General features: G+C 67.5%; 31 protein-coding genes and 1 tRNA gene. 18 read left to right on the top strand and 14 right to left on the bottom strand.

Annotated elements, in window-relative coordinates:
* Position 1 precedes the first annotated feature (1 nt).
* Positions 2-1,348, top strand: a complete 1,347-nt coding sequence (locus EV580_RS13295) for a carotenoid oxygenase family protein (RefSeq protein ID WP_133691629.1) — start codon at positions 2-4, stop codon at positions 1,346-1,348.
* Positions 1,349-1,359: 11 nt separating this feature from the next.
* On the opposite strand, the gene EV580_RS13290 is transcribed toward EV580_RS13295, so the two are convergent.
* The gene (locus EV580_RS13290) at positions 1,360-1,758 is read right to left on the bottom strand and encodes a TM2 domain-containing protein (protein WP_133691628.1); all 399 of its coding nucleotides are present in this window, start codon (positions 1,756-1,758) and stop codon (positions 1,360-1,362) included.
* 114 nt (positions 1,759-1,872) lie between these two features.
* On the opposite strand from EV580_RS13290, the gene EV580_RS13285 reads away from it, so the two are divergent.
* The 5 genes from EV580_RS13285 to EV580_RS13265 are packed head-to-tail and all read left to right on the top strand — an operon-like array spanning position 1,873 to position 5,042.
* A complete protein-coding gene (locus tag EV580_RS13285) occupies positions 1,873-2,622 on the top strand; it encodes an SDR family NAD(P)-dependent oxidoreductase (protein ID WP_133691627.1) in 750 nt (249 codons plus the stop codon).
* Positions 2,615-3,115 (top strand): nuclear transport factor 2 family protein, encoded by a 501-nt coding sequence (locus EV580_RS13280; protein WP_133691626.1) that lies wholly within the window; start codon positions 2,615-2,617, stop codon positions 3,113-3,115. Before EV580_RS13285 ends, EV580_RS13280 begins: the two co-directional genes overlap by 8 nt.
* A gap of 25 nt (positions 3,116-3,140) precedes the next feature.
* On the top strand, positions 3,141-3,518 hold the full coding sequence (locus EV580_RS13275) for a hypothetical protein (RefSeq protein ID WP_133691625.1): 378 nt from the start codon (positions 3,141-3,143) through the stop codon (positions 3,516-3,518).
* Positions 3,519-3,559: 41 nt separating this feature from the next.
* On the top strand, positions 3,560-4,660 hold the full coding sequence (locus EV580_RS13270) for a cation:proton antiporter (RefSeq protein WP_286171588.1): 1,101 nt from the start codon (positions 3,560-3,562) through the stop codon (positions 4,658-4,660).
* 43 nt (positions 4,661-4,703) lie between these two features.
* On the top strand, positions 4,704-5,042 hold the full coding sequence (locus EV580_RS13265; RefSeq protein WP_255525246.1) for a hypothetical protein: 339 nt from the start codon (positions 4,704-4,706) through the stop codon (positions 5,040-5,042).
* Here EV580_RS13265 and EV580_RS13260 read toward each other — a convergent pair.
* Positions 5,039-5,983 carry an AraC family transcriptional regulator gene (locus EV580_RS13260; RefSeq protein ID WP_133691623.1) on the bottom strand — a complete coding sequence of 315 codons (945 nt, stop codon included), beginning with the start codon at positions 5,981-5,983 and terminating at the stop codon, positions 5,039-5,041. The genes EV580_RS13265 and EV580_RS13260 overlap by 4 nt on opposite strands.
* A gap of 64 nt (positions 5,984-6,047) precedes the next feature.
* Here EV580_RS13260 and EV580_RS13255 point away from each other — a divergent pair, with 64 nt between their 5' ends.
* Positions 6,048-6,530: an anthrone oxygenase family protein gene (locus tag EV580_RS13255; RefSeq protein ID WP_286171555.1), complete on the top strand. Its 483-nt coding sequence runs from the start codon at positions 6,048-6,050 to the stop codon at positions 6,528-6,530.
* On the opposite strand, the gene EV580_RS13250 is transcribed toward EV580_RS13255, so the two are convergent.
* Entirely contained in the window at positions 6,531-7,439 is a 909-nt protein-coding gene (locus EV580_RS13250) for an RDD family protein (RefSeq protein WP_133691622.1), read from the bottom strand.
* A 7-nt stretch (positions 7,440-7,446) separates the two neighbouring features.
* On the opposite strand from EV580_RS13250, the gene EV580_RS13245 reads away from it, so the two are divergent.
* Complete coding sequence (locus tag EV580_RS13245) at positions 7,447-8,439, top strand: stage II sporulation protein M (RefSeq protein ID WP_133691621.1); 993 nt, start codon at positions 7,447-7,449, stop codon at positions 8,437-8,439.
* A 3-nt stretch (positions 8,440-8,442) separates the two neighbouring features.
* On the opposite strand, the gene EV580_RS13240 is transcribed toward EV580_RS13245, so the two are convergent.
* Genes EV580_RS13240 through EV580_RS13220 form a run of 5 tightly spaced genes read right to left on the bottom strand, consistent with a single transcriptional unit; the run spans position 8,443 to position 13,785 of the window.
* Positions 8,443-9,765, bottom strand: a complete 1,323-nt coding sequence (locus tag EV580_RS13240; protein ID WP_133691620.1) for a DUF58 domain-containing protein — start codon at positions 9,763-9,765, stop codon at positions 8,443-8,445.
* A complete protein-coding gene (locus EV580_RS13235) occupies positions 9,765-10,745 on the bottom strand; it encodes an AAA family ATPase (protein ID WP_133691619.1) in 981 nt (326 codons plus the stop codon). The genes EV580_RS13240 and EV580_RS13235 overlap by 1 nt, the downstream gene beginning before the upstream one ends.
* Positions 10,742-11,866: a DUF4350 domain-containing protein gene (locus EV580_RS13230; RefSeq protein WP_133691618.1), complete on the bottom strand. Its 1,125-nt coding sequence runs from the start codon at positions 11,864-11,866 to the stop codon at positions 10,742-10,744. The genes EV580_RS13235 and EV580_RS13230 overlap by 4 nt, the downstream gene beginning before the upstream one ends.
* The gene (locus EV580_RS13225; protein ID WP_133691617.1) at positions 11,863-12,516 is read right to left on the bottom strand and encodes a DUF4129 domain-containing protein; all 654 of its coding nucleotides are present in this window, start codon (positions 12,514-12,516) and stop codon (positions 11,863-11,865) included. Before EV580_RS13225 ends, EV580_RS13230 begins: the two co-directional genes overlap by 4 nt.
* A gap of 12 nt (positions 12,517-12,528) precedes the next feature.
* The gene (locus EV580_RS13220) at positions 12,529-13,785 is read right to left on the bottom strand and encodes a DUF7847 domain-containing protein (protein ID WP_133691616.1); all 1,257 of its coding nucleotides are present in this window, start codon (positions 13,783-13,785) and stop codon (positions 12,529-12,531) included.
* 42 nt (positions 13,786-13,827) lie between these two features.
* Between EV580_RS13220 and EV580_RS13215 the strand changes: the two genes are divergently transcribed.
* Genes EV580_RS13215 through EV580_RS33715 form a run of 3 tightly spaced genes read left to right on the top strand, consistent with a single transcriptional unit; the run spans position 13,828 to position 15,551 of the window.
* Positions 13,828-14,292 carry a GatB/YqeY domain-containing protein gene (locus tag EV580_RS13215; RefSeq protein WP_133691615.1) on the top strand — a complete coding sequence of 155 codons (465 nt, stop codon included), beginning with the start codon at positions 13,828-13,830 and terminating at the stop codon, positions 14,290-14,292.
* Between the two features lie 42 nt (positions 14,293-14,334).
* On the top strand, positions 14,335-15,321 hold the full coding sequence (locus tag EV580_RS13210) for an LLM class F420-dependent oxidoreductase (protein WP_133691614.1): 987 nt from the start codon (positions 14,335-14,337) through the stop codon (positions 15,319-15,321).
* 59 nt (positions 15,322-15,380) lie between these two features.
* The gene (locus EV580_RS33715; RefSeq protein WP_166654688.1) at positions 15,381-15,551 is read left to right on the top strand and encodes a hypothetical protein; all 171 of its coding nucleotides are present in this window, start codon (positions 15,381-15,383) and stop codon (positions 15,549-15,551) included.
* Here the strand turns inward: EV580_RS33715 and EV580_RS13205 are convergent.
* The gene (locus EV580_RS13205) at positions 15,548-16,246 is read right to left on the bottom strand and encodes a phosphodiesterase (RefSeq protein WP_133691613.1); all 699 of its coding nucleotides are present in this window, start codon (positions 16,244-16,246) and stop codon (positions 15,548-15,550) included. The two genes, EV580_RS33715 and EV580_RS13205, sit on opposite strands and share 4 nt — an antisense overlap.
* A 127-nt stretch (positions 16,247-16,373) precedes the next feature.
* On the opposite strand from EV580_RS13205, the gene EV580_RS13200 reads away from it, so the two are divergent.
* Complete coding sequence (locus EV580_RS13200; protein ID WP_133691612.1) at positions 16,374-17,069, top strand: HemK2/MTQ2 family protein methyltransferase; 696 nt, start codon at positions 16,374-16,376, stop codon at positions 17,067-17,069.
* A complete protein-coding gene (locus tag EV580_RS13195) occupies positions 17,066-17,284 on the top strand; it encodes a CDGSH iron-sulfur domain-containing protein (protein WP_183503606.1) in 219 nt (72 codons plus the stop codon). Before EV580_RS13200 ends, EV580_RS13195 begins: the two co-directional genes overlap by 4 nt.
* Here EV580_RS13195 and EV580_RS13190 read toward each other — a convergent pair.
* Positions 17,264-18,283, bottom strand: coding sequence for an iron-containing redox enzyme family protein (locus EV580_RS13190; protein WP_133691611.1), 1,020 nt, complete (start codon positions 18,281-18,283; stop codon positions 17,264-17,266). The genes EV580_RS13195 and EV580_RS13190 overlap by 21 nt on opposite strands.
* Positions 18,284-18,331: 48 nt before the next feature.
* Entirely contained in the window at positions 18,332-18,697 is a 366-nt protein-coding gene (locus EV580_RS13185) for a hypothetical protein (protein ID WP_133691610.1), read from the bottom strand.
* A gap of 89 nt (positions 18,698-18,786) precedes the next feature.
* Between EV580_RS13185 and EV580_RS13180 the strand changes: the two genes are divergently transcribed.
* The 4 genes from EV580_RS13180 (at position 18,787) to EV580_RS13165 (ending at position 23,094) form a co-directional block, all read left to right on the top strand.
* On the top strand, positions 18,787-20,457 hold the full coding sequence (locus EV580_RS13180; protein WP_133691609.1) for an FAD-binding dehydrogenase: 1,671 nt from the start codon (positions 18,787-18,789) through the stop codon (positions 20,455-20,457).
* A 13-nt stretch (positions 20,458-20,470) separates the two neighbouring features.
* Positions 20,471-21,961, top strand: a complete 1,491-nt coding sequence (locus EV580_RS13175; RefSeq protein ID WP_133691608.1) for a multicopper oxidase family protein — start codon at positions 20,471-20,473, stop codon at positions 21,959-21,961.
* 103 nt (positions 21,962-22,064) lie between these two features.
* Complete coding sequence (locus EV580_RS34060) at positions 22,065-22,778, top strand: hypothetical protein (protein ID WP_183503596.1); 714 nt, start codon at positions 22,065-22,067, stop codon at positions 22,776-22,778.
* A 103-nt stretch (positions 22,779-22,881) separates the two neighbouring features.
* Complete coding sequence (locus EV580_RS13165; RefSeq protein WP_133691607.1) at positions 22,882-23,094, top strand: three-helix bundle dimerization domain-containing protein; 213 nt, start codon at positions 22,882-22,884, stop codon at positions 23,092-23,094.
* Here EV580_RS13165 and EV580_RS13160 read toward each other — a convergent pair.
* Positions 23,085-23,681: a TetR/AcrR family transcriptional regulator gene (locus EV580_RS13160; RefSeq protein ID WP_133691606.1), complete on the bottom strand. Its 597-nt coding sequence runs from the start codon at positions 23,679-23,681 to the stop codon at positions 23,085-23,087. The genes EV580_RS13165 and EV580_RS13160 overlap by 10 nt on opposite strands.
* A 60-nt stretch (positions 23,682-23,741) precedes the next feature.
* Here EV580_RS13160 and EV580_RS13155 point away from each other — a divergent pair, with 60 nt between their 5' ends.
* Entirely contained in the window at positions 23,742-25,043 is a 1,302-nt protein-coding gene (locus EV580_RS13155; protein WP_133691605.1) for an alpha/beta hydrolase fold domain-containing protein, read from the top strand.
* 63 nt (positions 25,044-25,106) lie between these two features.
* Here EV580_RS13155 and EV580_RS13150 read toward each other — a convergent pair.
* Both EV580_RS13150 and cds1 read right to left on the bottom strand, forming a co-directional pair.
* A tRNA-Pro gene (locus EV580_RS13150) sits at positions 25,107-25,180 on the bottom strand.
* Between the two features lie 241 nt (positions 25,181-25,421).
* The gene (gene cds1 / locus EV580_RS13140) at positions 25,422-26,540 is read right to left on the bottom strand and encodes an L-cysteine desulfhydrase Cds1 (RefSeq protein WP_133691603.1); all 1,119 of its coding nucleotides are present in this window, start codon (positions 26,538-26,540) and stop codon (positions 25,422-25,424) included.
* Between the last annotated feature and the right edge of the window lie 9 nt (positions 26,541-26,549).

Raw genomic sequence — 26,549 nt, 5'->3', positions numbered from 1 at the left:
CATGACGGACATCACCACCGACTCAGCCAACTTGCCTACCGACGGCCAGTTCTTTCAGCGCGGCAACTACGCGCCGGTGCCCGACGAACTCTCCGAATTCGACCTGCCCGTCGAGGGCGCCATCCCGCCCGAGCTCGACGGGTGGTACCTGCGCAACGGTCCGAACCCGCGCGAGGCCACCGGCCACTGGTTCACCGGCGACGGCATGATCCACGGCGTGCGCATCGAGGGCGGTGCGGCCAAGTGGTACCGCAACCGCTGGGTGCGTACCGACAGCTTCATCGAGCCGTTTCCGCTCTACCGCGAGGACGGCACGCGCGACCTGCGGGCGGCGGTGGCCAACACCCACGTCGTCAACCATGCAGGCAAGACCCTCGCGCTGGTCGAATCCTCGCTGCCGTACGAGATCACCAACGAGCTGGAAACGGTGGGCTGCTACGACTTTGGCGGCAAGCTGGTCGATTCGATGACCGCTCATCCGAAGATCTGTCCGACGACCGGAGAGCTGCACTTCTTCGGCTATGGAAGCATTTTCGCCCCGCACGTCACCTACCATCGTGCCGATGCCAACGGCGAGTTGACGATCAATCGCCCGGTCGACGTCAAGGCGCTGACGATGATGCACGACTTCGCGTTGACCGCGCAGCACGTCATCTTCATGGACCTGCCGATCGTGTTCAACATCGACATCGCCCTGGCGGGCGAGGGGGATATGCCCTACCGGTGGGATGACGCCTACGGCGCACGGCTGGGTGTGCTGCGCCGCGACGATCCATTCGGCGAGATCCGCTGGTTCGAGATCGACCCCTGCTACGTCTTCCACGTCGCCAACGCCCATGAGAGCGCCGACGGGAAATCAATTGTCCTGCAGGCAGTTCGGTACCCCGAACTGTGGCGCGACAACGGTGGTTTCGATGCCAGCGCGGTGCTGTGGAGCTGGACCATCGACCTGCAGACCGGCACGGTCAGTGAGCGGCAGCTCGACGACCGGGCGGTGGAGTTCCCACGCATCGACGACCGGCTGGCCGGGCTGCCTGCCCGCTATTCGGTGTCGGTCGGCGACGCCAGCCTGGTGCGCCACGACCTGACGACCGGCGATGCGGTCGAGCACCACTTCGCCAGCGGCCTGGCGCCTGGCGGACCCGGGGAGGCGGTCTTCGTCCCGTCGGCGTCAGGGCCGGCCGACGAGAGCAACGGCTGGTACATGGCCTACGTCTACGACGCGGCGCGCGACGGCAGCGATCTGGTGATCCTGGATGCGGCCGATTTCGCAGGCAAGCCGGTCGCGCGGATCCGGCTGCCGCGACGGGTTCCCTATGGCTTCCACGGCAATTGGATTCCCGCATAGCCGACGGCGGGTCACTGAAGCTTGCGCCCGTCCCCGTCGGTGACCGCGCCGGCGAACATCATGATGGCGTCGACGAAGGTCCAGATCCACAGCGGAACCAGGATGACGACGCCGACGAAGCAGAACAGGGTGAAGAAAAGTCCGACCAGTCCCAGGACGAGTTGCGCCGTGGCCATCCCGGTGGTGCCGATGTAGAACCGCCCGATTCCGAACGTTCCGAAGAACAGCTGCAGCACTCCAGCGACGGCGGCGGACTTGTACGGCGGCTGCATGGGGCCGGGTGCGAACGGTGACGACGACGCGTTGAGCGGCGAGATCTGCTCGGCCCATTTCACACCGTCGAAGTACCGCATGCGCGGACCGCCGTTGGGGTCGGGATACCAACCCGGCGGAGGAGGTGGCGCGCCCATGGTGACTCCCGGTGTGTGACGACTCCCGTGGAGTCTAGGGGCAGGGCGGTCGCGATTCTCGAACAGCGGTACATCTTCGCCCGTGCCGCGCCCGCTGTTGGGACGATGTAGCGCGTGGGTGACTTCAGCACGCTGCCCGGCACGGCGATCGTCGTCGGCGGCACCGGCGGGATCGGGGCCGCGATCGTCGGGATGCTGACCGCGCGTGGATCGCGGGTCGGCTTCACCTACTACGGCAACGCAAGCAAGGCAGCTGAACTCGCGGGTGCCAACGTCAGCTCAGCGCAGCTCGACATCACCGACGCCGCGGCGGTTCGACGGGTCATCGACACGTTCGCCGGGAGCGGCGGCGTGCACACCCTCGTCCACGCTGCCGGCGCTCACATCCCGATGCGTCACCTCAGCACCGTGGAACCGGGCCGCTTCGATCAGCAGCTCGGCACCGACACCGGTGGCTTCTTCAATGTCGCCTCCGCCGCCTTGCCGCACCTGCGCAGCTCGAAGGGCAGCCTGGTGGCCGTGACCACCGCGGCCACCCGTCGCTTCGCCGTCCGGGACGGACTGTCGGTCGCTCCGAAGGCCGCCATCGAGGCGTTGATCCGGGGGATCGCGGCTGAAGAGGGTCGATTCGGAGTGCGCGCCAACTGCGTGGGTCCCGGCATGCTCGTCGACGGCAACGCGCAACGCCTGATCGCCGACGGCGACCTCGACGACAAGGCACTGGACGCCGCCCGGCGCAACACCCCGCTGGGGCGCTTCGGCTCGGCCACCGATGTCGCCGAGGCCGTCTGCTTCCTCGCCTCGCCTGGAGCGGGCTTCATCACCGGCCAAAAGCTCGATGTAGACGGAGGTTACGGTGTCTGATCGGCTGGCCGACATCCACGCGATCCGCGACGTGGTCGCCCTGTATTGCCGCGGAGTCGACCGCCTCGACCTCGACCTGGTGCGACAGGCCTATCACCCCGACGGCGTCGACCACCACACCGGCTTCGACGGGACCGTCGACGACTTCCTTCCGTGGCTGCGCAAAAACCTCGAGTTCATCGCGGGGACAATGCATTTCATCGGCAACCACTACGTCGACTTCGTCGGCGAGGATACCGCGATCAGCGAGACCTATCTGATGGCAACGCATTGGGGCCGGCCCGAACAGGATCAGCGCACCAACTTCACCACCGGTGCCCGATACGTCGACCACATGGAGCGCCGGGACGGCCGCTGGGCGATCGCCGAACGCTGGGCGGTGCGTGAGTGGACGCGCCCGGACACCTTCGTCGGCGCAGAAAGACCCGGCCCGCGGGGACGTCGCGACGCTGACGATCCGCTGTCCGTCCTCGCGAAACGCTTTGGCCTGTAGGCAGCGCGAGTACCCTCAGCACACCATGGCGGTGAAATGGCTGGACGAGCCTGAAGACCACGACTACGACGCGGCGGCCGACTATCTGAGCATGCTCGCCGAGGACGCCACCGTGGCCGCCACCGTGCGTGCTCTGGAATCGGCGAAGCCGGTGTACCGCAAGGCCAAAGACATCCTCCGCGCGGCGCGACTCGCCCTGCTGCCACCGAGCAATGCGCACGTCAAGGACGACCTGCAGAAGATCGACGCAGGCAAGAAGCTGTCGCCGATCCTGTTGGTCCGGGGCACCGCTGCCGATGCCCTCCAGATCGCCGACGGCTACCACCGCGTCTGCGCGAGCTTCATGACCGACGAGAACACCCCGATCCCGTGCCGGCTCGTCTCGTGGGTGCACACAGCGTGAATTTCGGCTTCTCCACGCTGGCGCTGGTGGCGGTCGTCGGAATGGCCGGCCCGTTACTGGCGTCGGTTCCCAGGCTGCGGATCCCGGTCGTCATCGGGGAGCTCGCGGTGGGATTGCTCATCGGCAGAACCGGATTCGGCCTCGTCGACGCGGCCGACCCGACGTTCACCTTCCTGGCCGACATCGGGTTCGCGTTGGTGATGTTCGTGGTGGGCACCCATGTCCCGATCCGCGATGTCACGCTGCGGTCGTCGATTCCGGGCGCGGTGCTGCGGGCCGTCCTCGTCGGCGCGGTGGCGACGGTGTTCGCGGTCGGGCTGGCCAGCGCCTTCCACACCGATCACGCCGCGGTGTACGCGGTGCTGATGGCGTCGTCGTCGGCGGCACTGGCCCTGCCCGTCATCCAGGCGCTCGGCATCGACGGCCCGTCGGTGCAGAGCGTCACCGCCCAGATCGCGATCGCCGACGCGACGTCGATCGTGTTGCTGCCCTTGGTGATCAACCCCGAGCGTGCGCTGACCGCCGCCATCGGGGCGGTGGTGATCGCGGTATGTGCCGCGCTGTTGTTCGTCGCCATCCGGGCGTTCGACCGACGCGGGCTGCGCAAGCGGCTGCACCGCTACTCGCAGCGGCACGGATTTGCCCTCGAATTACGGATCAGCCTGATCTCGTTGTTCACGCTCGCAACGGTGGCGGTTGCCTCGCACGTGTCGATCATGTTGGCGGGCTTCGCACTCGGCCTCGCGGTCGCGGCTGCGGGCGAACCGCGGCGGCTGGCGCGCCAGCTGTTCGGCATCACCGAAGGACTATTCGCCCCTCTGTTCTTCGTCTGGCTGGGCGCCTCACTGCAGGTCCGCGAACTCGGCGACCATCCCACCTACATCCTGCTGGGCGTCGGGCTCGGTGTCGGTGCGGTACTTGCCCATTGCGTCGGGCGGCTGACTGGTCAACCGCTGGCGCTGGCCGCGCTGTCCGCCGCGCAGCTCGGTGTTCCGGTGGCCGCGGCAACGCTGGGCACCCAGAAGCAGCTGATGACCCCGGGCGAGCCGTCGGCGCTCATGCTCGGTGCTCTGCTCACGATCGCGGTGACCTCGGTGGCCAGCGTGATCGCGGCCCGCAGGCGCGGGGAACAACCGGCCTGACGTAACACGTGTGCGGGCTGCCCGCGGCGGGTAGCCGTCGTCTATGACCGCATCGAATGCCACCGAGACTCACGAGAAAGCGCCTCGGAGTCGGCTGTGGATGAACTGGCTGCTGGCACTGTCGACGATCTTGGGCGCGGGGATCGTCCAGCTGTTCGCCATGGGTGCGGTGATGAGCACCTCGGCATGCAGTGCCCCCAACTGTCCCAAGCCCAGCGGGTTCGTCTACGGACTGCTCACCTACGGCGCGCCGGTGGTGGCGGTGGTCGCCATCGTGCTGACGTTCTTCACCGCGCGACTTCCGCGCGGCTGGTTGGTGCCCGCCGTCGCGTGGTTGTTGTTGATTCTGGATGTCGCGATCCTCGCGGTGACGTTCTCCTAGCCGGCGATGACCCGCCGGTTGCGGTAGGCGGCGGGGCTGATCCCGTTGGCTCGCTTGAAGGCGGTGCTGAGCGCGAACGGCGTGCTGTACCCGACGCGCCGCGCGACCGCCGCGATCGTGTTCTGCGAGGTGTCCAGCAGATCGGCGGCCAGTGCCAGCCGCCACGCGGTCAGGAATGCGATCGGCGGCTCGCCCACCAGTGCGGTGAACTGACGCGCGAAGGCTGCCCGTGAAATACCGGCTGCAGCAGCGAGATTCGCGACGGTCCACGGATGTTCGGGGTTGTTGTACATCAGCCGCAGCGTCGGCCCGATCGACGGGTCCGACTCGGCGATCCACCATGGTGGCGCGGCGCCGGGCCGGTCGAACCAGGTGCGCAGGAAATCGAGCAGCAGTAGATCCAGCAGCCGGTCCAGGAATGCCTCCTGGCCGGGTCCGTCGCGCAGCGCCTCCGTCGAAAGTGCTTGGGGCAGTGGGCTATCCCATTCGGCGGCGCGCAGCACCGCGACGTTCGGCAGCGCGCTGAGCAGTCGCACGCTGACGGCGCTGTGACCCTCGTAGGCGCCGACAACCGCCCGGGTGGCACCGGATTCACTGTTGCCCCAAGTGCGTACGCCCAGGGCCATCGCGAATTTCAGGTCCTCACCCGACAGCGTGGTGCATCGCTGGCCGGGGTGGATCACGACCTGGGGCGCGGTGCCGGCGCTGTCGGCGAGGACATAGTGCGTGGTGCCGCGAGTCAACGCCACATCGCCGGCGTCGAGATGGACGGGTGCGGCCCCGCCGTCGGGGGAGAGCACCGCGGTGCCCGCGGTCACGCAGACGAGGGTCAGCGGAGCCTCATCCTGGATCCGCATCGACCACGGCGGATCGAGGACCATGCGCAGTACGAAGGCGCCGTGTGCGCGAACCCCGTCGAGAAGGCCTACGAGCGCGTCCACAGGGCGAGTCTAATTGAGACGTACGCGTATGTAACCGCGACTATCAACCATGTAGTGTCTCACGATGCCAGTGTTCACTGGCGTCATGTCGAGCTCACCTGTCATGTATCTGGCGACTGTCGCCGCGGTCAGCGCCGCCGCCGTCGGTGGTCTGTTCTATGCCTTCTCCACGTTCGTGATGCGCGGTTTGGACCGGACCGGTCCGGTCCAGGCGGCCACCGCGATGCGCGGCATCAACGCCGAAGCCCAGGCCAACGCGCCTTTTCTGACGCTGTTCCTCGGGTCGGCGCTGATCGCTCTCGTGATGGGCGTTGCCGCGGTCACGCAACTGCGCGTTCCCGGTAGCGCGTGGCTTCTGGCTGGGGCACTGCTCGCGCTGGTCCCGCTGGTCGTCACCGTCGCCTGCAACGTCCCGCTCAACAACCGCTTCGACGCGGGACTGCCGTGGCAGGACTATTACCGGACATGGACCCTCTGGAACCATGTGCGCACCATCGCGCCGCTGGCCGGATCGGTCCTCATCGTGATCGGCGTGCGGCTGCGCTGACTAACTCGGTGGCACGAACCCGTCCGTGCTGGGCACGGGCGGCGGTGCGGCGGGCGCGGGTGGCGGGGCCGAATACGACGGCGGCGGTGCGCTCGGATATGACGGCGGTGGAGCCGAATACGTCGGTGGCGGCGGCGGTCCGGTCGGGCGCAGCCGATCCAGCTCGCGGCGGTGCCGTTCGGCCAGAACGGCCGCGAGAACGTATTGCGGGGGGACGCCGGGTGGCGGCGGCGGTGAGATCCGGCCGGCGACTTCGGCGGCGATCCGGTACGCCATCTCGTTGCGTATCTCTGGGGTCAATTGCGGTGCCCGGGCAAGGAATTGGCGCGCCAGCTCGGCCTGATCCGGTGTCAGTGCGGACAACTCGAGCGACGAAGCCCACCAGGCCAGGGCCGGCGGCATCACCGGTGGCGGAGGTAGCTTGGGTCCTCGTTCACTGATCACCACCGTGCCGGCGAAGACGTCGCCGATCCGCTTGCCGCGCGGCGAGATCATGCTGCAGATCACCGCGGGACCGCCCATGAACGTGAAGATCTCCACGAACCCGGCCAGACCGCGAAACAGTGCCTGCCGGAAGCGTTCCGGGCCGCCGTCGTCGGACACCACCCGCAGGCCCATCGCCATCTTGCCCAGTGACCTTCCACGGGTGGCGGTTTCGAAGACGACGGGATAGCCGACGATCACCAGCAGCGTGAAGATGATCAGGACCGCGGCGCTCAGCGCCTCGTCGAACTGGGTGATCGTGGCTGCCCACAGCAGTACACCGATGACGTAGCCGATCATCATGACGGTGAGGTCGATGAGCGCGCCGACGGCTCGCACCGGCAGCTGGGCGATCTGGACATCGAGGACGACCGCATCCCCGGTCACCACCGTCTCAGGCACCATGCCGACCAACGCTACTAGCATCGGCCGAGTGGACGTCGACGCTTTCGTGCTGGCCCACCAGGACACCTGGAAGCGGCTTGAGGAGCTGGTGAAGCGCCGCCGCCGGCTGTCCGGGGCCGAGGTGGACGAGCTCGTCGAGCTCTACCAGCGGGTCTCCACCCACCTGTCGATGGTCCGCTCGGCCTCGTCGGACTCCGTCCTGGTGGGGCGGCTGTCCAGCCTGGTGGCTCGCGCGCGTGCTGCCGTGACCGGCGCGCATGCCCCGATGTGGCACGAATTCGCCCGGTTCTGGACGGTGTCGTTCCCTGTGGTGGCTTATCGGGCGTGGCGATGGTGGCTGGCGACGGCCGTCCTGTTTTTCGTCGTGGCGGTGATCATCGGCGTCTGGGTCGGCGGCAGCCACGAAGTGCAGTCGGCACTGAGCACGCCCGAGGAAATCGAGCATCTGGTCAACCACGACTTCGCCTCGTACTACAGCGAGAACCCGGCCAGTTCGTTCGCGTTGCGGGTGTGGGTGAACAACTCGTGGGTGGCCGCGCAGTGCATCGCGTACGCGATCCTGCTCGGCATCCCCATCCCGTGGGTGCTGTTCCAGAACGCCGCCAATCTCGGCGTCATCGGCGGACTGATGGTCGACGCAGGCAAGGCGGACGTGCTGTTCGGCCTCCTCATTCCGCACGGCCTGCTCGAGCTGACCGCGGTGTTCCTGGCCGGCGCGGTCGGTATGCGGCTCGGCTGGACCGTGATCTCCCCGGGCGACCGGCCCCGTAGCCAGGTGCTGGCCGAGCAGGGCCGGGCGGTGGTGGCCGCGGCCGTCGGGCTTGCCGGCGTGCTGTTGGTGTCGGGGCTGCTCGAGGCGTTGGTGACGCCCTCACCGCTGCCGACCTTCCTTCGGATTGCGATCGGCGTGGCCGCCGAGGTGGCCTTCCTGTCCTATGTCGTCTACTTCGGCCGCAAGGCCACCCGTGCCGGTGAGACCGGGGATGTCGAGGACGCTCCCGACTTCGTCCCGACGGGCTGAGGCTTACAGCCGGCCGGTGGCCTTCATCGCCAGGTAGCGGTCGGCCAGGGCCGGCGCCAAATCCTCCGGCGGGGCGTCCACCACTTCGACGCCCTTGTGCCGCAACCGACTGGCGATGGTCCGGCGATCATTACGGGCGCGCTCGGCGGCCGCCGCGTCATAGACCTGCGCGGCATCCGCCCGGCCCGACGCGAGATCGTCGACCCGCGGATCCGACACCGCGGCCACGATCACCTTGTGCTTGGTCGACAGCTGCGGCAACACCGGCAACAGCCCCTCGTCCAGCGCCGAGGCGTTCAGGTCGGTCAACAACACCACCAGTGCCGTACGGCGCACCCGGCGCTGCACGGCGGCCACCATCGCGGTGGCATCCGATTCGATCAGCGCCGGCTCCAGCGGCGCCATCGCCTCGACCAGATGAGCGAGCAGCTCGGTGCGCGAGGCGCCGAATACCGCTGCGCGAGTGAGCCGGTCGTGGGCCAGGAAGTCGACGTGGTCACCTGCCCGGGCAGCCAGCGCCGCCAGCAGCAGCGCGGCGTCCATCGACCAGTCCAGCCGCGGCCAGCCGCTGGGGTCGCGGGCGGTGGGATCCACGCCCACCCGGCCTGCCGAGGTGCGGCCGGTGTCGAGCACGATCACCACTCGGCGGTCCCGTTCGGGACGCCAGGTCCGGACCACCACATCGGCCCGGCGGGCGGTGGCTCGCCAATCGATCGACCGGACATCGTCGCCCACGACATACTCACGTAGCGAATCGAATTCGGTGCCCTGGCCCCGGATCAGGACGGGCAGCAGACCGTCGATCTCGCGCAGCCGGGCCAACCGGGACGGCAGATGCTTACGCGACAGGAACGGCGGCAGAATGCGTACCTGCCCCGCGACGGGATGCGACCGCTGCCGCCCGGCCAGACCCAACGGCCCGATCGAGCGGACGGTCACCCCTTCGGAGCGCAGGTCGCCGCGGCGCACTGGCCGCAACTGCGTTGTGACGGTGACGGTCTCCGTTCCCCGGACCGCGAGTGGATGGGCGCGCGGGTCGGCGCAGGCGCTCGGTGGCCAGGCATCGCGCAGCGCACCGCTGATCCGGCGGGACCCGGCATTGTGGACATGCAGAACAGCGCCGACGGGCTGGCCCAACCGCGCCGACGTGTCGCCTGTCCGGGTCAGCTGCAGCGCGTGCGGGCTTCCCGCCAACGCCATGTCGAGGGCCACCGCCGCCGACAACACCAGCAGCACGACGACGAAAGTCGTTGCCGGCCAGGGTGACAGCGCGATCGGAAGAACGCCCAGCAGGGCGATCAGTCCGGTGCGCCCGGTGAGGACCACTAGCGCGGCACCGGCACCGCGGCCAGGATGCCGTCGAGCACGCCGTCGGGGGTGGCTCCTTCGAGTTCGGCTTCCGGACGCAACCCGATCCGGTGGCGCAGCGTGGGCCGGGCCATGGCCTTGACGTCGTCGGGGGTGACGTAACCGCGGCCCGACAGCCACGCCCATGACCGCGCGGTGCCCAGCAGCGCGGTGGCGCCACGCGGCGACACGCCGAGCTGCAGCGACGGCGAATTCCTTGTCGCGCCGACGATATCGACGATGTAGCCGAGCACCTCGTCGGCGACCAGCACCTGCTTCACCGCTGTGCGGCCTGCGGCCAACTCGGCGGGGCCGGCAACCGGTTTGATGGCACTCAGGTCACGAGGGTCGAACCCGCCGGCATGGCGGGACAGGATCGCGATCTCCTGATCACGTGGCGGCAGAGGAACATTCAACTTCAGAAGGAATCGGTCCAGCTGCGCCTCGGGCAGTTGATACGTGCCCTCGTATTCGATCGGGTTCTGGGTGGCCGCGACGATGAACGGATCGGGGAGCAGCCGGGGCTCGCCGTCGACACTGACCTGGCGCTCCTCCATCGCCTCGAGTAAGGCCGCCTGGGTTTTCGGTGGGGTGCGGTTGATCTCGTCGGCCAGCATGAGGTTGGTGAAGACAGGTCCCTCGCGGAAGACGAATGCCGCGGTCTTCGCGTCGTACACGAGCGAGCCGGTGACATCGCCGGGCATCAGGTCGGGCGTGAACTGCACTCGCTTGAATTCGAGTTGCAGCGCGGCGGCCATCGCTCGCACCAGCAGCGTCTTGGCCACACCCGGAACACCTTCCAGCAGAACATGTCCGCGGCACAGCAGGGCGATCACCAGCCCGCTGACGACGGCGTCCTGGCCGACGACGGCTTTGCCGATCTCGGCGCGCAGGGCCAGTAGCGCGGCGCGGGCCGCATCGCTCTCGGCGGTGGTGGGAGGTTTGGCGAAGTTAGTCACGACTTCGTGACCTGCCTTTCGATGTCGTCGAGTGCCTGGGCCAGATGGAGCAGATCGGAATCGGTGGACGGCGCCGGGCCGAACAGAACGTGCTGCACGGTGCTGGCGTCGCCGGTGTAGCGGGAAGCCACCGCGTCGAGCACAGCGGTGGGAGAAGCGTTGGGGCCCAGTCCCAGTCGGGGAGCGAGGCGTTGCAACGTCGCGGTGCGCAGCGCGTCGGCCGCTTGACCGCGGGCCCGGCGTGACCGGTAGAGCCGGGCGCGCCCCTCGACAGTCTCCGAGGCCCGCACCACAACCGGCAGCTTCTCGGCGACCAGCGGGCCCAGCCGGCGGCCCTGCCAGATCGCCAGCAGCAGGACGCCAAGGCACAGCTGCCAGACGATCCACGTCACCGCGTCGGGCATCAGGTCGGACAGCGATGTTCCCTCCGCATCGCTTTCACCCTCGGCCCGCTGCGGGGCGTACCAGATGAGGCGAGGCCGGCTTCCGGCCAGGTTCATCGCCAGCGCGGCGTTGCCCTCCTGCAGCAACCCGCCATTGGTCATGAAGTCCGCGCTCCCCACGACGGTGACCGTGCGACCCTCCGCCTGATAGCGCACCAGCGCCCCGCCGTAGCACCGGGTGACCTCGACGTCACGGGCTTTCTCGTACGTATCGGTCGAGCCCAGTTCCACGGTCCCGGCCCGCTTGGCTTCGGGCAGATCGCAATCGGGCTGCATGGTGAGCATGCTGGCGCCGCCCATCCGGATGTCAGGGGCCAGTGCCTGCCGCACCCGCGAGGTGGGTTCGACCACCAGGCGATCGCCCGGGACGTCGGCAAGGCGGCTCAGCAGATCAGATCCCCGGGTGTAGTAGGTCTCGGCCGCCAACAGCAGCGTGTCCGGCCCGGCTGCCCGCTCCACGTCGGCGACGCTGCCGGCGACAACGACGTCGATTCCCTGGTCTCTGAGCAGCGCCACCAGTGCGTGCGCGCCGTCGGGACCGGTGGACGCCGGATCCATCCGGCCACCGGGGCGTGGGGCGGTGAAGAAGGCGCTGATCGCCGCGATGGCGGCGATGGCGATCAGCGCCAGGGCAACCCAGCGTCCGGTGCGCCAGCGCTGGCCGATGGTCGTGCTCACCGCAGCGGAACCCAGGTGTCGGGGACGGCAGGAGCACCCGGGTCGCCGGTGCTCGGTGCGGCGTGGCGGCGCAGTGCGTCGTCGAGATCGGCCACCAGGCGGTAGTTGGGCTCGGTACCGGGCTGCTCTCCGTAAGTGACGTCGTTGAACACCGTTGCCGCGCGGCGCAACTCGCTGCTGAATGCGGGTAGCAACTCACCCGCATCCCGGGCGAGCTCGTTGGCGGTGCGGCCCGGGACCGGATTGAGCATTCCGGTTTCTTCGAGCTGACGACCGACCGCGCGAAGTCGGTGGCGGATCGCCGCGGCCCAGTTACCCTGAGCCGCATAGGCTTCGGCGGTCGCCCGGTGTTCGGCCGCGCTGAGTTCGTGGATGCCGAACAGCCCGATGTCCTTGCCGCGATTGGTCCGCATGGTGCGGCGTGCGATTCGGACCGCGACAATGAGCGCCACCACGACCACGATGGCCAGCACGGTGAGAGTCAGCCAGCCACCCGGGATCGACGATCCCTTGACCATGATCTTGTAGAGCAGCTCTTCGATCCACTCACCGATCCTGTCCATCAACGACGTCTTCGGATAGATGGGTTTGGCGAGCTCCCGCTGGGCCAACTCGTGGGCCGTCTCACGGTCGATATCGATGGTGGGCATGATGGTTGGGAGTTACCGCTTCGGGGTGAGCCACAGATTGTCGGCTGCCACGTTGTCTGCGGGGCTGTTGGCACCGGTCTGCAACACCAGATCGAACGCCTCGGAGCGGATGCGGATATCGGTGTAGAGCAGGACAACCACGCCCGCGGTGAACGGGGCGGTGATGATCTGTCCGATCACACCGCCGATCGCAATCACGGTGTAGGACAGGACTATCGATCCGGTCGACGTGTCGCTGATCTGCATCACCTGTCCGGCGATGCTGAACGGAACCGACACCGCTCCGGAGATCATCCCTGCGACGACGAAAGCAAGCAGCTGAATGCCGAGCACACGCCAGAAGTGGTTGCGCACCAAGCTGAACGAGCGGCGGATGGACTCCATGACCGGCTTTCGCTCGAGCACGATGGCCACCGGCGCGAACGAAAGGTTGACGTACACGTAGACCAGGCCGACGATCAGCCCGAGTACCAGCGGGATGCCGATGATCGCCGCCAGGACGCCGTTGCCCGCCACCGCCAGCCCGGCGATGACGGCGGTGACCAGACCGGTCACGATCAGTACTGCGACGAATTCCAGTGCGCTCAAACCGAGCAGGGCGAGCAGCCTGCCCTTTACCCGCTGCCAGGCTTCACCGACGGTGATCTTGGTGCCGAAGACGGCCCGGCCGACCACGACGGTGAGCATGCCCGACAACAGGATGCCGCCGAGGCCGCCGGTCACCGCGCCGGCGAGCACCGACAACCCGTACCCCACCAGCACCGGTGTGGACACTTCGTCGCCGGCTTCGGAGCCGACCTTTGCGCCCAGAGCGATCAACGGACCGAGTTGCAGCGCCAGCGCGATCATCTGGGTGATCACCACGACGACGGTCGTCAGGCCCAGCGTCGCCTTCGGGTTGGCGCGGATGTACCCGACACCGCCGTTGAAGATGTCGCTGAGCGACAGCGGCCGCAGGGGGATGATGCCCGGCTTCGGCGCCATGGGCATCGGGGGTGGATACCCGGGCGGCGGATATCCGGGTGGGCCGTAGCCCGGTGGCGGGTACCCGGGTGGGCCGTAACCCGGCGGCGGGTACCCGGGCGGGGCGTAGTCAGGTGGCGGGTAGCCAGGCGGGGGATACCCGGGTGGCGGATAACCCGGGGCCGGGAACGGCGGTTGACCAGGCCATCCGGGCGGCGGTCCAGGTGGTCCAGCGGGCGGTACCGTCACTGGAGCACGCCCCCGACGTCGTTGCTCATGAGCCCATCCTGTCGACAGGCGGATCATTTCTCAACGTCCTGCCCATCTTCGGCGCGTAGCGTTTGCGCCATGGCGGAGTTCAAGGATCGGCTGAGATCGGACCTCACCGAAGCGATGAAGGCTCAGGACAAGTTGCGTACTGCGACGCTGCGACTGCTGCTCGCCGCGATCCAGACCGAAGAGGTCTCGGGCAAGGCAGCGCGCGAACTCTCCGATGAGGAAGTGCTCAAGGTGCTCGCCAGGGAGTCCAAGAAGCGCAGCGAGTCCGCCGAGATCTACACCCAGAACGGACGCGGTGAACTGGCGGCCGAAGAACACGCCGAAGCCCGGATCATCGACGAATACCTGCCCACCCCGCTGACCGACGCCGAGGTGGCCGACGTCGCCGACACCGCGATCGCGCAGGTGGCCGAAGAACTCGGGGAGCGTCCGTCGACGAAGAACATGGGTCTGGTGATGAAGGCGGCCAGCGCGATCGCTGCGGGCAAGGCCGACGGGTCGCGGCTGTCGGCTGCAGTCAAGGCGCGCTTGTAAGCCTGCTCGTTTTACTCGGTTGCGCGCGGGTACCCGTGCCAGATGACGCGCTTCGGATACACCCTGATGACCGAGCAGAGCGGCCCCAAAGAGCTTGTCGGCTATGCCGTTTCGGCTGAGCTTGCCGGTTTCGACTTCGAAGTCTGCAGCGATCACTTCTCGCCATGGCTGACCACCCAGGGGCATGCGCCCAACGCCTGGACGCTGCTGGGGGCGGTGGCTCACGCCACCGATCAGGTCGACCTGTACACCTACGTCACCTGCCCGACCATGCGGTATCACCCCGCCGTCGTCGCGCAGCAGGCGGCCACGCTGCAGATCCTCGCCGACGGCCGGTTCACCCTGGGCCTCGGCGCCGGCGAGAACTTGAACGAGCACGTGGTCGGCAAGGGCTGGCCGACCGTCCTGCGCCGCCAGGACATGCTCAACGAGGCGATCGTGGTCATCCGGCAACTGCTCAGCGGTGAGCTTGTCGACCACAAGGGTGAGTATTTCCAAGTCGATTCGGCACGGATCTGGGACGTCCCGGACGTGCCGGTCACCATTGGCATCGCGGTGTCGGGCGAGCGTTCAATCGAGGCATTCGCGACAGCGGGCGATCACATGATCGCCGTCGAACCCGACGGCAAGCTCGTCGACGGCTGGCACGCCGCTCGCCAGGCGACGGGCTTGACCGGTGGCGGCCGGGTGATCGGGCAGATTCCGGTGTGCTGGGATCCCGACCGCGACGCCGCGGTCAAACGGGCCCACGAGCAGTTCCGCTGGTTCGGTGGCGGCTGGGACGTCAACGCCGACCTGCCGACTCCGGCAGGCTTCGCCGGCGCCACCCAATTCGTCACCCCGGAGGCGGTGGCGGACAACATTGCCTGCGGTCCCGACCTTGACGCCATCGTCGATGCGGTACGCCCCTATTGGGAGGCAGGCTTCACCGATATCGCGCTGGTTCAGATCGGTGACGAGGGTCAGGACGAATTCCTTGCCAAGGCAGCCGGACCGCTCTTGGAGAAGCTCCGCGAGGCGGCGAATTGACGGCGTGACGCCGACCACCGGCCCGGTTGAAACCGTCTGCACGGGGAAATCCCCGGGCCATGAGTAAACGGACTTCAGACGAAGACGACCACGCCGACTACACCGACGATCACCGCGAAGAACGTCGAATCGACCGTCCCGGCCCGAAAGACATGGGTGGCAAAGGCGGGATGGCCACCCGTGAAGTTGCACCCGACGTGGCCGAGCCCGACCACGAACCGCCGGACTAAGTCTCGGCGTCGCGCCCTTCACGGCTGCTGCGGTAGGCCCGTGACCGCACGTCCCGGAGCCACTCCGGCCAGACCCGCACGTCGGGCGCGGTGTGACGGACCGGGTCGAAGTTCACATCGTGGTCGCCCTCCTCGGCGAGCGGGACGACCGTGGTCAGCCTGAGCGCGGCCATCGGCTCGAAAGCCGATGTGCCGCAGGCTTGTTCGACCTCGAACTGCAGACCGCCACCGCTGATGTGCTGGCGCACTGCCTGTAGCGACAGCCCGAGTCCGTCGACCGGTGTGGTCAGACGGGCCCGGATCCACCACAGCTCGCCGTGGTAGTTCAACGGCAGGAGGCTGGAATACAGCGCGTCGGACCACGATGTGACTGCTCGCAACGCGACCCGGTTCGCGACGAAGTCGCTTGATCCAAGACCTGCGGAGACCAGCAGGACATCCCAGGGGGTGGCGGCGAATGCGGCGGCAGGCATGCGCCATGCCAGGCCGGCGGCGTCGGGAAGCGCGCCAGGGGTACCGACTGCCTTGGAGATTCGTCCCACGATGTCACCGGATTCCACCGGCAAGCCCTCTCCCGGAGGTGCCAGCCGCTCGATTGAGCCATTGGCCAACACGCCGTCAGGATGGAAAAAGCGACGGTGCCGCAGAGCTGCTCCCGCAGCGAAGGGCAGGGCTGCTAGATCGGAAGCTTTCATGCGGATCAGCTTCCCGCTCAACAACTCATACAAACCCACGCGTCGGGTTTAACGCGGCGGTAAACGGGCATTAAGTGCCCAGCGCCTTGACCCCAACAGTGCGCCATCGACTGTCGAAAGGCCAACGTTGACCATTCTCTATCCTGACGCCCGGGACGCGGTGAGTGTTGCAGCAGGTGTGTATGCCCCGCAACATGATTCGCAGCTTCTGATCGAGGCGATGACCCGTACCGGTGTGGTGACCGGACGGCGAGTGCTGGATATGTGCACCGGAAGCGGTGCTGTCGCGATCGCGGCCGCGCAGTTGGGTGCCAGGGCCGTCACCGCTCTCGATATCTGCTCGCAAGCGATCGGGTGCGCCCGCAGCAACGCCGTCGAGGCCGGGGTGCGCATCGATGCGCGTGTGGGTACCTACTTCGAGGCGTTGGTGGCCGGTCCTTTTGACGTCGTGGTGTCGAATCCCCCTTATGTCCCAACGCCCCCCGATGCGTACCTGGAAGACATCCCCACCGAGGTCGGTCCGCCGACGGCGTGGAACGCGGGTTGGGATGGCCGCCAAGTGCTCGACCCGTTGTGCGATGGCGCGCCCGAACTGTTGACTGACGGCGGTACGATGCTGATCGTGCAGTCGGAATTCGCCGACCCCGAACAGTCGCTGCGACGGCTTCGCAGCGCCGGATTGCGCGCTGAAGTCGTTCTCAGTCAGCCGATTCCGTTCGGCCCGGTGCTGACCGAACGGGCGAAGTGGATGGAGAGCATCGGTATGCTGCCGGTCGGCCGCCGCGAGGAGGAAATCGTGGTCATCCGCGCGGACAAGCGTTGAGCGACAACGAACCCCGGCAGATTCGGATCGTCGCTGGCGGGCCGATGATGGTGCAGGGCCCGGTGCGCATCGAGATGCCGGACGGCACCGTCGTCGAATCCGACCGGTTCATGGTCGCCATCTGTATGTGCCGGCGCAGCAAGACATATCCGTTGTGTGACACCAGCCACCGGCGGCGCGAGCGCACCGAGCCGTCAGCTCAGCGGCCGGCGTAGCGAGCTGCGCCCGTTGACCCAGTTCTTCATCAGCTGATAGGCCAGCCGGCCTTCCACGAGTTCGTGGGCTCGGATGCCGAAGACGACATCGCGGTCCAACGCCGGCTCTCGGCTCACCAGGTCACCGACCACGTCGGTACGCACCACCTGCTCGTGCACGGCATCGGCTTCGACGTGCTCGCGGTAGAAGCGCGAGCAGGTATCCGGAGCGCCCAACCGATCCAGGGCGTCGACCAGCCGGCGTGATCCCGGCGGTGAGGTGATCTCAGTGGAGGCGAAGTGTCCGATCGCTGCGCCGCGATGCTCGCGGTGCAGACCGAACAGCGACATCAAGTTCACCACCGCCAGGGATTCGGCCGGTACGGCGTCGATGTAGCCGAGGTAGGACGCGTCCAGACCGGCGGCCACCATGAGGTCGGCGAACAGCTGCTGGTGCACCTGATCGCCGTGCCCACCGCCGAACTCGTCGAACTCGACCGCCACGAAGGCGGCTTTGGACTGTCCGGTCAGCCGGGGGATGGCCCACGCGTGTGGGTCGCCCTCCTTGAGGTGGTAGAGCGAGCGGTGCACGAAGTACTCCTGCATCTGCTCCCAGGTGCCGGAGTCGCGCAGGTGGTAAGACGGCCCGGAGCCGTCGACCGGCTCGGTCGCCAGCCGTTCCATCTCAACCTCGGCGGTGTCCTCGGCGCCGATGACGCCGACCTCCCGCTGGACCGCGGACAAGAACACGTCCTCGAGGTGCGAGCGCAGATACAACAGGCCGGGGTTCCACTCCCAGCCCGGATCGACGCCAGCGAATCCGCGGTAGTGCAGTTCGTAGCAGACGTAGAGCGCGAGTTGCAGGTCGATGCCGTACGGGTCGGAATCACGAACGGGCGCGTCAATCCGATGCAGATAGTTGCGCGGCGCGCGCTCGGTCAGGAGTTCGAGAACAGCCATGGACAACGGTCCACGCGCCTCGGGAAGTTGGGGTTCGAGCGCGATGGGGGCCAGCGTCACCTAAGGCTTATCCCCGGCAAAGGGGGGAGCTAAACCCCGTGCGTCACTTTAGTTGCGGGTGCAAGCGGCGATGAGCGCCTCGGGATCGGTGACGCTGACCAGCAGAGTGCGCAGCGTTGTCGAAACGCCGACGATCTTGGCCTTCACCGGTGGGTCGATGGTCAGCTCGACAACCCCCTTCGAAGACCCGTTGACCAGCCAGCGTCCGCGAAAACCGTGCACGCCCCAGCCCAGGAACGGTCCCTTGGCCGGCTTGGCCTCGGTGATGGATGCCAGCGGGATGTCGGCGGAGAAGCCCCAGCCCATCGAAACATGCAAGGTGCCGTCGGCGACGGTCACGTCGCTTCGGCTCGGGCCGAGGCCCAGCGGTGTAGCCAGCGGTTTGTACCAGCTGTCGAAACGGATGTCCGTCATATGGCGACGATAGTGCTTTGACCAGCGGCGCGATAGGTAGATGTACCTGGTTGTACCGTGGGCCTGTCTCGACAGCGAAGGGCTCAGCAATGGACGCAGATGTCATCGTGGTCGGCGCCGGCCTGGCGGGTCTGGCCGCCACTCACGAGTTGACCAGTCGCGGTAAGAAGGTCGTTCTGATCGACCAGGAGAACGAGGCCAATCTCGGCGGGCAGGCGTTCTGGTCGTTTGGTGGCCTGTTCCTGGTCGACAGCCCCGAACAGCGGCGCCTGGGTGTCAAAGACAGCGTCGAACTGGCGTGGAACGACTGGTCGGGCAGCGCTCAGTTCGACCGGATTGACGACGAGGACAGCTGGGCGGTCCGCTGGGCCCGGGCCTACGTCGAGTTCGCCGCGGGGGAGAAGCGCTCCTGGCTGCTCGGGCACGGCATCACGTTCCTGCCGACGGTCGGCTGGGCCGAACGCGGCGACCTGCGCGCCACCGGGCACGGAAACTCCGTGCCGCGATTCCACGTCGCTTGGGGTACCGGGACCGGGGTGGTCGAACCGTTCGTGAAATCCGCGCTGGCCGCCGCCGACCGTGGGCTGGTGACGTTCCGGCACCGCCACCGCGTCGACGAGCTGGTCATCGCCGACGGTGCCGTCAGCGGCGTTCGCGGGACGGTGCTGGCTCCCGACGACGCGCCCCGCGGCGCACCGTCGAATCGGGATCGACTGCAAGACTTCGAATTTCAAGCTCAGGCCGTCATCGTCACGACCGGTGGTATCGGCGGGAACCACGAGATCGTGCGGCGGTACTGGCCGGAGCGGATGGGCACCCCGCCGCACACCATGATCACCGGTGTGCCCGCCTACGTCGACGGCCGGATGCTCGACATCGCCGCCGACGCCGGGGTCCGGACCGTCAACCGGGACCGGATGTGGCACTACACCGAAGGGGTGCAGAACTGGGCGCCGATCTGGCCGGGCCATGCCATCCGGATCCTGCCGGGCCCGTCGTCAATGTGGTTCGACGCGCTGGGCCGACGGCTACCCGAGCCGTATCTGCCCGGATACGACACCCTGGGCACCTTGCGCTATCTGCGGACCACCCCGGAGATCGCCGGCTACGACCACAGCTGGTTCATCCTCACCCAGAAGATCATCGAGCGGGAGTTCGCCCTCTCGGGGTCCGAACAGAACCCCGACATCACCAACAAGGACCGGGCCGGGTTCCTCAAGGAGCGGTTGCTGAGCAAGGGGGCGCCCGCGCCGGTGGAGGCCTTCAAGCGCCACGGTGCCGACTTCGTGGTCGCCGGGACCCTGGACGAACTGGTGGCGAAGATGAACGCGCTGACCGACGAGCCGCTGCTGGAGGCCTCCGGTATTCGAGCGCAGATCGAGGCCCGCGATCTTCAGATGGCCAACCCGTACGCCAAAGATGCTCAGGTGCAAGGGATTCGCAACTCGCGACGTTACATCGGCGACCGGATCGGCCGGACCGCCGCGCCGCACCGCATCCTGGACCCGGCGGCCGGACCGCTGATCGGGGTGAAGCTGCACATCCTGACCCGAAAGACCCTCGGTGGTATCCAGACCGATCTGTCGTCGCGGGCGATCGGCCTCGACGGCAATCCGATCGACGGCCTGTATGCCGCCGGCGAGGTGGCCGGATTCGGCGGCGGCGGTGTGCACGGTTACAACGCGTTGGAGGGAACGTTCCTCGGTGGCTGCCTGTTCTCGGGTCGCGCCGCGGGCAGGGCAGTCGCAATGACTTTGTGATAGCGAGGCGGCGATGGACGGATCTGGTTCGGCGCGTTGGCAATTGAGTCGACGGGCGTTCCTGGCGGCCTCTGCGGGTGCGACCCTTGCGGCGTGCGGACGCGGCAATGCCCCAGCCGCACCGCTGCAGACTCAACCCACCGCGGTGCCCGGGAGCCTGACCGCCGCCATCGATGCCGCCGAGGCGGCGCGGCCGCACACCGGTAAGACCGTCAGCGTCGCGCTGAACCCGGGACCGGTCACCGTCGACCTGGGTGGGCGCGTGGTCAACACCCGAGGCTATGCCGACACCGTTCCCGGCCCGCTGATCCGGGCGAACGTCGGCGACGAGATCAAGGCCACCGTGACCAACAAGCTGGACGGGCCGACGTCGGTGCACTGGCACGGAATCGCGTTGCGCAACAACATGGACGGCGTCGAACCCGCCACTGCGAACATTCCGCCCGGCGGCGCGTTCACCTATCAGTTCTCGGTTCCCGATGCGGGCACGTACTGGGCGCACCCGCACACCGGGGTCAACGCCGACACCGGGCTGTACCTGCCACTGATCATCGACGATCCGAAGGCGCCGGCCGATTACGACGCCGAGTGGATTGTGGTGCTTGATGATTGGACCGACGGTGTCGGGAAGTCACCCGAGCAGATCTACGCCGACCTTCGCAAGGGTGTCATGAACATGGGCGGGGGTGGCGGCAGCACGCTGCTCGGCGGCGATGCCGGCGACGTCATCTATCCCTACTATCTCGTCAACGGCAGAATCCCGGAAGCACCAACCACTTTCACCGCCAAACCGGGTCAACGAATCCGGCTGCGCATCATCAACGCCGGGGCGGACACCGCCTTCCGGATCGCGCTGGCGGGGCATCGGATGACGGTCACCCACACCGATGGGTTCCCGGTGGAGCCCGTCGAAGTCGATGGCCTGCTGTTGGGGATGGGGGAGCGCTACGACGCGGTCGTCACCGCCGGTGACGGGGTGTTCCCCCTCGTCGCGCTGGCCGAGGGAAAGAACGCGCTGGCGCGTGCCCTGCTCACCACCGGGGCGGGGTCGGCGCCCGAGCCGGGATTCCAGCCACCCGAGCTCAACGGGCGCATCGGCACCGTCGACATGTTCACCGCAGCGCCGGAAGCCCGGCTGGCGTTCAGCAAGGCCGATACCGAACTGGCGGCTGAGCTCAGTGGCGACATGATGTCGTACACCTGGGGCGTCAACGGGTCTTACCCGAATAACAAGCCCTTTGCGATCGAGCAGGGTCAGCAGGCCACGATGACGTTCGCGAACACGACGAGCATGTGGCATCCGATGCATTTGCACGGGCACACCTTCGCGGTGATGAACGCCAAGGGACAGCTGGGTGCGCGCAAAGACACCGTGATCGTGCTGCCCAAGCAGTCGGTCCGGATCGCCATCGTGGCCGATAACCCCGGGTATTGGCCGCTGCACTGCCACAACACCTACCACGCGGAAGCCGGAATGATGTCGACGTTCGACTACCTGAACTGAGGCTTTAGCGGTTGCTGGGCTCTATTGACGATGACGTCAATATGGAGGGATGTCTATCCGGGCTGCGGCCCGATACTATGGCTCCATCAGGAAGGGGGCCGAAATGAGCCTTCGACACACATCGCTTCGAGCGGTGGCCGCCACGTCGTTGTCGTTGGGGGCGTTGTTTGCGGCGGCTGGCACGGCGTCAGCTGCGCCTCAGCCGGCCGACCAGGGCGCCGATCTGCAGACGTACCTCGACAGCTTGACGACCACGTACAACAACACCATCGGCAAGTCGGTGGAGGACGCCCGTCAAACGGCCCAGGATCAGGCGGCCCAAAACGTGGGGCTGGCGATCGGGGTTCCGATCGCCAATGGAGCGATCGGTGGCACGACTGCGGTTGCCGGCAGCGTGGGCTCTGCGCTCGTGTTCTCCGCGTTCCAGAACGGGAACCCGTTCGCGGGCTTTAGCGCCGCGGGAGTTCCGGCGGCAGCCGCGGTTCCGGCGGCCGCTGCGCTGCCAGCAGCCCCGGTGTTGCCACCGCCACCCGCGGCGCCTGCACTGCCGGTCGCCGCCGCACTGCCGGCGGCTCCGGTGTTGCCTCCGCCCCCCGCGGTTGGTCCGCTGCCTCCGCCACCGGCGTTCGGCCCGTTGCCGCCACCGCCGGCGCTCGGCCCGCTGCCCCCGCCGCCCATGATCCTGCCGCCCCCGCTGCCCCCGCCGCCGGCTTTGCCGCCGCCGCCGTGGATTCCGTTCCTGCCGGGCTCACCGCCACTGCCGGGACCGCCTCCGCTGCCGCCGCCGCCGGCTTTGCCGCCGCCGCCAGGTTTCTGACGCGGAATTAGTTCACCCTCGGGCTCATTGGGTCCGGGGGTGAATTTTTTCTTAGATTCAGCAGGGTTGACGGCCGGTGAACGCGGTGCGAAATTTGATGCAAATGACAAGGGCGCTGGATGAATCCACGCAACTCGGGGAAGTCATTGAACGGCTGACACTGAGTTATCCGACGCTGTCGTCATCGACCATCGTCGAAGTCGTGGACGAGCTGCATGCTCGGTTCAACGGCGCGCGAATCCGCGAGTACGTTCCGCTCTTCGTCGAGCGTCGGGCCCATAGCGCGCTGACCGAGCTCGAGGTGTCTTACGAGTAATCCTGGGGCGCAACGATTCTCCGGATGAGCCGGTCGATCTCGTCGGGGTCGCTGATGCTGAAGTCGTTGATGGCGTAGCGGCCGAGCAGGCCGCTGATGAATGTCTGGGTGATGGCGCTGAGGTCGTCGACGGCGGATGGGGGAAGTTCGCTCGGCAGCAGCCGCAGCATCATGTCGCCGAACAGCTCGGCGAAGCCCTCGTTGGCGCGCTGGACGAGGTCGTGGATCGCAGGCTCGCGGGTCGCGAGCATGGTGAGCTCGTAGCGCGCCTTGGCCCGTGTGAGCCATGGCTCGTGTGCGGCCGCGGCCAGCACGTCGGCCAACCGCGGCAACTCCTGATCCTCGCCGGCGGCGGCGCTCGTGGCCGTCTGTAGTGCCATGCGGTCGAGTTCGATCACGCGCTCTGTCGTCGCGACCAGCAATGCCGACCGGGTCCGGAAGTAGGCCGACGTTGTTCCGTGCGCGACGCCGGCTTCCCGGTCGACCTTGATGTGACTCAGGCCCTTGGCGCCCTGCGCTGCCAGCACGGTGATCGCCGCATCGCAGAGGTCGCGGCGGCGCTGGTCTCCGTCGGGCTTTCGTCGCATCAGTAGGCAAATCTAGCCGAAGTTTCTATAAACGTAGAAAATGGCTGCTACGTTCACGCCATGGCTGCAGCAGCGTTGGTCGGACGGGTCGGGGGGCTTGCCGCCGCCCTGGGTGTGGGTGCGGGCATAGCCCTTGCCGCGACGGGTGTCGCATGGGCGGATACCGGTTCGGCGTCGAGTGGAACGGCGTCGTCGTCGGCCAGTAAGACGTCGACGGGAACGGGAGCCCGGCAGAAGCCGCGCACCGTGCAAGCGGTGAAATCGGTGTCGAAACCGGCGAGTGCCGCTGCCAACCAGATTCCCAAGGCGCCCAACGTCGTCGCGCTAGCTCTGTCGGCACTCGGCGCCACCCGTCGTGATGACGAGACCGCAACACCCAGTGCCGCAACGGTTTCCGTGAGCCGCGCGACCTCGGCGCGAGTGGTTCCCGCCGCCGATGCGGTATCCACTCCGCCGGTCGACGAGAGTCTGTACAGCGGCCCGCCGCCGACGATGGTGCAACGTGCGGTGGTCGCCGGGCTGCGCCTGATCAACTTCGTGACGACGACACTGCACCTGCCCTCCCCTCTCGCCGGTTCCAGCGCGCAGATCCCGCTCTTCACCGATGGGGTGCCGCCCGCCTTCCTGCTGCACGGGATCAAGGCGGAGAAGACCGAGTACGAGGGCATGGCGGTGTGGACGCTGACGCCGCGCGATCCGAGCGGCCAGTACGTGGTGGCCATTCACGGCGGCTCGTTCATCGGTCAGGTCAGCATCTTCCATTGGCTGACCTATACCGACATGGCGCGTGACACCGGCGCGACGGTCGTCGTCCCGCTGTATACCCTTGCCCCCGTTGGCAATGCGGCAACCGACATCCCGGTGATGGCCGACTTCATCAGCGCGCAGATCGCCGCGCACGGCACCGACAACGTCAGCGTGGAAGGGGACTCGGCCGGCGGGAACATCGCGCTGGCGGCTCTGCAGGAGATCGTCAAGCGCGGCGACGCCCAGCCCCATCGCCTTCTTCTACTGGCGCCGGCGCTCGATCTGAGCGACTCGTTCGACAACCCGGTGGACGACCCACTGTTGGGCAACGGGCGCAACAGCCAAATTCTGACGTGGGCGGGCGATCTCGATCCGGCCGATCCGCTCGTGAGCCCGATCTACGGCTCGCTGGCAGGACTGCCGCCGACCACGGTGTACACGAGCTCCCGGGATCTGCTCACCCAGCAGGCGCTGCGGCTGCGCGACAAGGCGATCACCGAGAACGTCGACTTCACGTTCGTGCTGCGGGAAGGCCAGTTCCACGACTGGACGATCTTCGCGCTGCCCGACTCCTACCGGGAGCGGCCCGGCATCTACCAGGCGCTCGGGCTCTGACCCTGCGCAGAAAAAAGGCCTCGACCGAAATGCTCGATCAAGGCCCTTCTGCGACATTGCGAGTCGGGGTGGCGGGATTCGAACCCACGACCTCTTCGTCCCGAACGAAGCGCGCTACCAAGCTGCGCCACACCCCGCGTGAAGCCACGACAGCGTATCGCACGTGACCCGTGAGAAGCCAAACGGCTTGTCTGCCCAGGTGGCCAAGTTCGTGGCGGGCCGCGGGATGGATCTGACTTGTCGGTGGCGTTATGAACACTGTCGGTGTAACAGTGACGCCGAGCAGCGAAAGGTGGAGCGGATGATGACCGCTTTGGGGGCCGTTGTGTACGGGGGTTTTTTCCTACTAGCTGCGCTCTGGCTGGTCGTGACCGGCGATTACGACGCCGTCGACGAGCCGGACCAAACCCAGCCGCAGGAGCGTTCGAACTCGCCCAAGGCCCCGGCGTACACGCTCGGGTCGAGGTCGTGAGCCGCCAGCCACTCGGGGTTGTAGTAGGTGTCGGCGTAGCGATCCCCGCTATCGGCGATCAGCGTGACCACCGAACCGCCGACTCCGGCAGCGACCATCTCAGCCAGTAGGCCGAACGCACCCCACACATTGGTTCCCGTCGACGGGCCGACCCGTCGCCCCAATACCCGCGAGACGTGCTGGGCCGCCGCGATCGACGCGGCATCGGGAACACTCACCATCCGGTCCACGATCTCGGGCAGAAACGACGGCTCCACCCGGGGGCGGCCGATGCCCTCGATCCGAGACGAGGATCCGGTGACGATGTCGCGCCGGCCTTGGGAATACGACGGGAAGAACGCGGAGTTCTCCGGGTCGACCACACACAACCTCGTCTCGTGGCGCCGATACCGGATGTAGCGCCCGATCGTGGCGCTGGTGCCGCCGGTGCCCGCACCGACCACGATCCACGCCGGTGTCGGGTGGCGTTCGGCGCTCATCTGTTCATAGATCGACTCGGCGATGTTGTTGTTGCCCCGCCAGTCGGTGGCGCGCTCGGCGTTGGTGAACTGGTCCAGGTAGTGGCCGCCGGTCTCGTCGGCGATCCGCTGAGCCTCGGTGTACACCTCGTCGGGCCGCTCGACGAAATGGCACCGCCCGCCCTGGGCCTCGATGAGTTTCACCTTCGAGACACTGGTCGAGGCGGTCATGACCGCGATGAACGGCAGGCCCAGCAGCGCGGCGAAATACGCCTCCGAGACTGCCGTCGACCCGGAGGACGCCTCGACGACCGTCGTGTGCTCGTCGATCCAGCCGTTGCACAAGCCGAAGAGAAACAGGGAGCGAGCCAGCCGGTGCTTGAGGCTGCCGGTGATGTGCGTGGACTCGTCCTTGAGATACAGCGCGATGTCCGCGTCGACGCACCACGCCGCAGGCAGTGGGTAGCGCAGTAGATGCGTGTCGGCGCTGCGCCGGCTGTCGGCCTCGATCAGCGCGATGGCGGCGTCCACCCAGCCACGCGGGCGGGTGTGAGCGGCGACGGTCATCGCCGGCTG

The organism is Mycobacterium sp. BK086 (assembly GCA_004362315.1).
GTDB lineage: Bacteria > Actinomycetota > Actinomycetes > Mycobacteriales > Mycobacteriaceae > Mycobacterium.
This window is presented reverse-complemented; position numbering and strand designations above follow the sequence as displayed.